Consider the following 3,077-nt stretch of genomic DNA (forward strand, 5'->3'; position numbering starts at 1 on the left):
ATCCCGCCGACGTCCATCGGCTGGATCCGCCCGGCGAGGAACCGGTCGATGAGCGTCGGGTTGTTGACGCTGGCCCGGTCCTTCCAGAAGATCTGCCGGCAGGCGTTCGTGCAGAAGTGGTAGGTCCTGCCGTCGTAGCTGAGCGGGACGTCCCTGACCCGCCAGGTCCCGTCGCGGGACTGGGTGGCGTTGCACACGGGCAGGTGGCAGGTGCTGCACAGCCAGGGCAGCGTCTCCGGCAGGGTCGCCGCCACGTTGCCGGCGTTGACGTTGTCGATGATCACGTCCCACTTGTCGCCGAAGACCTTCTCCCAGTTGGGGTACTTCTCGGCCAGCCAGGCCCGCTCGTCAGGGCTGACCGCCGCCATCGGCCGCCACCAGATCGTCGGCCGCCAGAACCACAGGCCCATGTGCAGCGCGTGGTGCCAGATGTCCAGGCCGCGCATGAACTCGTCCCAGTACCACGGCTTGCGCAGCCCGTACTGCTCGATGGTCCTGATGAACTGGTCGATGATCCATTCCTCCATGAACTCCCGGTAGGACTGCTTGCGGTGCTCCAGCGGGGTGTAGTAGTCCATCGAGGTGCCGGTCAGCGCGGCCAGCGCGCGCGCCGAGGCCCAGAAGGTCTTGTCGACCACCCACTGGGCCCGTACCGGGTCGTGCTCCATGAGGATTTCCAGGGTCGGGCCGCCCTGCTGGGAGTGGCGCGCCTCGTCGGTCTGGATCGAGGAGATCATGTTGGCGAAGTTGACGTCGCCGGAGGCCAGCGCGTCCGCCGCCAGCGCGACGAACTGCAGGTTGGTGAAGCCGGTCTCGAACACCAGCGGCAGCTGCAGCGCGATGTCCACCACGTTGGCGGAGCTCATCATCGCGTCGAACATGTTGCGCAGCGAGATCGCCACCCAGTCGTTGGTCTGGAACGCCTTCTGCGTCCAGTCGTACTGCGGGTCCTTGCTGATGAACTCGTGCCCGAAGAACGTGGTGATCGATGTGTGCCGCAGTTCGTCGAGCGCGCCGAAGACGGCCATGTTCCGCCACGACCCGGCCAGCCCGAACCGCGCCATCTTGAGCTCGGCGAGCGTCGCGGCGTACTCGCTGAGGGAGACGCCGCCGAAGTGCATCTTGGTCGCGGACTTCCAGCCTTCGTCCAGGCCTTCCCAGACCGATGAGCGCTGCAGCGCGGCCTTCACCGCGTACGCCGCCGTCTCCTTCTCCCGCTGGGTCGCGACGTACTCCGGGTAGCTGACCTTGTAGCTCTCCTCCCAGGTCAGCCACGCGCCCCGCGGTACTTTGCCGGTGCCGCTGTGCCATTCCGGGTAGACAGCCTCGTCGTCGACGTAACGGTAGGACCAGTCGACGTCGCGGACGAAGCCCTGCCATTCCTCGCGCTTGAGCAGTGCCATGGGTGATCCCTCCGGTCAGTCGACTTCGTTGTGGCCGAGCTGCTGGCTGATGCCGGCGTCGTCCCAGTAGCCGGTGATGCTGTCGATGAGCAGGTCAGGCCCCACGTGGAGGATGAACAGGTGCGGTTCGCTGTAGTGCTTCCCTGCCGGGGTGATCAGGCCCCAGGCCCCCTGCTGGGTGCCCTCGATGTCGGCCTGGACGACCACGTCGCCCTCGTCGTTGCTGGTGACGGTGTGCACGGTGTTCGACAGGTCGGGGAACGAGGCGATCAGCCCGGCCCACAGCGGCTTGCCGACGGTGCCGACCGTGCCGTCGCCACGCAGCACCCGCTGTTTGCCCCACATCTCGACAGGGACGTAGGAGAAGCCAGCGTTGATCGAGCACAGGTCGGTCATGCCGTCGACATCGCGGCTGCGGTAGCGGTCGAAGAACTCGGTCACGACCGCGGCCGCCGACTCGGCGGTGCTGGTCGTCCCGGTGCGGGTCGTCCCGGTGCTGGTCTGCGTCATGTGCCGCTCCCCGTTCAGGCGATCGAGATCTCGTCGTAGCGCTTGACCGCGAGCCGCCGGTACAGCTGCGCCTGGCACCAGTAGACGGCGACGCCGGTGATCAGCCCGCCGCCGGTCGCGAACCGCCAGGCCTGCTCGATGTCGAGATGCTTTTCCGTGTTGATGGCCCCGGCGTAGCCGGCCGACTGGGTTCCCTCGGCCCGCAGCAGCGCCGTGACCACGTCGCCGGTCGTGATGACCCGGCGGACGCTGATCATCAGGTCGGGGAAACCGCGCAGCAGATCGGCGAGGACCGTGCGCAGCGAGTCCGCGCCGTGGGCGTGCACATCGAGCGGGTGGACGGTGACGGAAACCCGCGGGTCCACCGTGGCCATGGCGGCGTCGACGTCGTGCCTGGCGAAGGCGTCAAGGAAGGCCTGCACGGTCTGCGTGGGCGTCCCTGTGAGCACTGGGCTGGTCATGCCGGTTACTCCTTACGCTGCCTGTCACGATGCTGCCTGTCACGCGGCCTGGCGGGCCGGCGCGCGCAGCTTCTTCACGACCGCGTCGGCGATCGCCTCGGTCGACCCTGGGTTCTGCCCGGTGATGAGGTTGCGGTCGACGACGACGTGCGAGTCCCATGCCGCGGGGCCGTCGTCGAAGACCGCGCCCGCGTTCATGAGCGCCACGTCGAGCAGCCAGGCCATGCCGAGCAGGCCCGCCTCGGTCTGCACTTCCTCCTCGTCGGAGAACGACGTCATCCGGTAGCCGTCGAAGAGCCACAGCCCGTCGGGCCGCTCCGGCGCGGACAGCAGCGCCGCCGGGCCGTGGCAGAGCGCCGCGATCGGGGCGTTCTTGCGGTGCAGCGCGGCCAGCAGCCGCCCGGCGTCGGGGTTGCCGGACAGGTCGACCATGGGCCCGTGACCGCCGGGCACGAAGACCGCGTCGAACTGATCCAGGTCCGCGTCGCTCAGCGACGACAGCGCCACCGGGTGCTGGAACCCGGGGATGGCGTCCAGCCTGGCGCGCCGCTCATCGGCCAGCCGCTGGCTGTCGGCCCGCTGGGCGTCGACGGCGCCCTGGATCTGCTCGCGGGTCAGCCCGAGCGAGCCGTCTTCGGCGAGGACGTCGGCGAACTGCCTGTCCTGCCGCCAGGCGGTCCGCGCGGCTGCGCTGACGATCCGG

General features: G+C 68.8%; 4 protein-coding genes. All 4 read right to left on the reverse strand.

The window, feature by feature from the left end; all coding sequences use genetic code 11:
• Positions 1-1,403: toluene monooxygenase (locus WA805_RS24625; RefSeq protein ID WP_425243512.1), on the reverse strand; the 1,403-nt coding region annotated here is incomplete at its 3' end.
• Between the two features lie 15 nt (positions 1,404-1,418).
• Positions 1,419-1,913, reverse strand: coding sequence for a nuclear transport factor 2 family protein (locus WA805_RS24630; RefSeq protein ID WP_422290457.1), 495 nt, complete (start codon positions 1,911-1,913; stop codon positions 1,419-1,421).
• 14 nt (positions 1,914-1,927) lie between these two features.
• Positions 1,928-2,374, reverse strand: a complete 447-nt coding sequence (locus WA805_RS24635; RefSeq protein WP_422276484.1) for a nuclear transport factor 2 family protein — start codon at positions 2,372-2,374, stop codon at positions 1,928-1,930.
• A gap of 39 nt (positions 2,375-2,413) precedes the next feature.
• On the reverse strand, positions 2,414-3,077 hold a 664-nt coding region (locus WA805_RS24640), incomplete at its 5' end, for a DJ-1/PfpI family protein (RefSeq protein WP_425243513.1).

The organism is Trebonia sp., assembly GCF_049794275.1.
Taxonomy (GTDB): domain Bacteria; phylum Actinomycetota; class Actinomycetes; order Streptosporangiales; family Streptosporangiaceae; genus Trebonia.

Coding starts and splice junctions, on each gene's coding strand:
- WA805_RS24630 (WP_422290457.1), bottom strand. CDS start 1,913: ATGACGCAGACCAGCACCGGGACGACCCGCACCGGGACGACCAGCACC.
- WA805_RS24635 (WP_422276484.1), bottom strand. CDS start 2,374: ATGACCAGCCCAGTGCTCACAGGGACGCCCACGCAGACCGTGCAGGCC.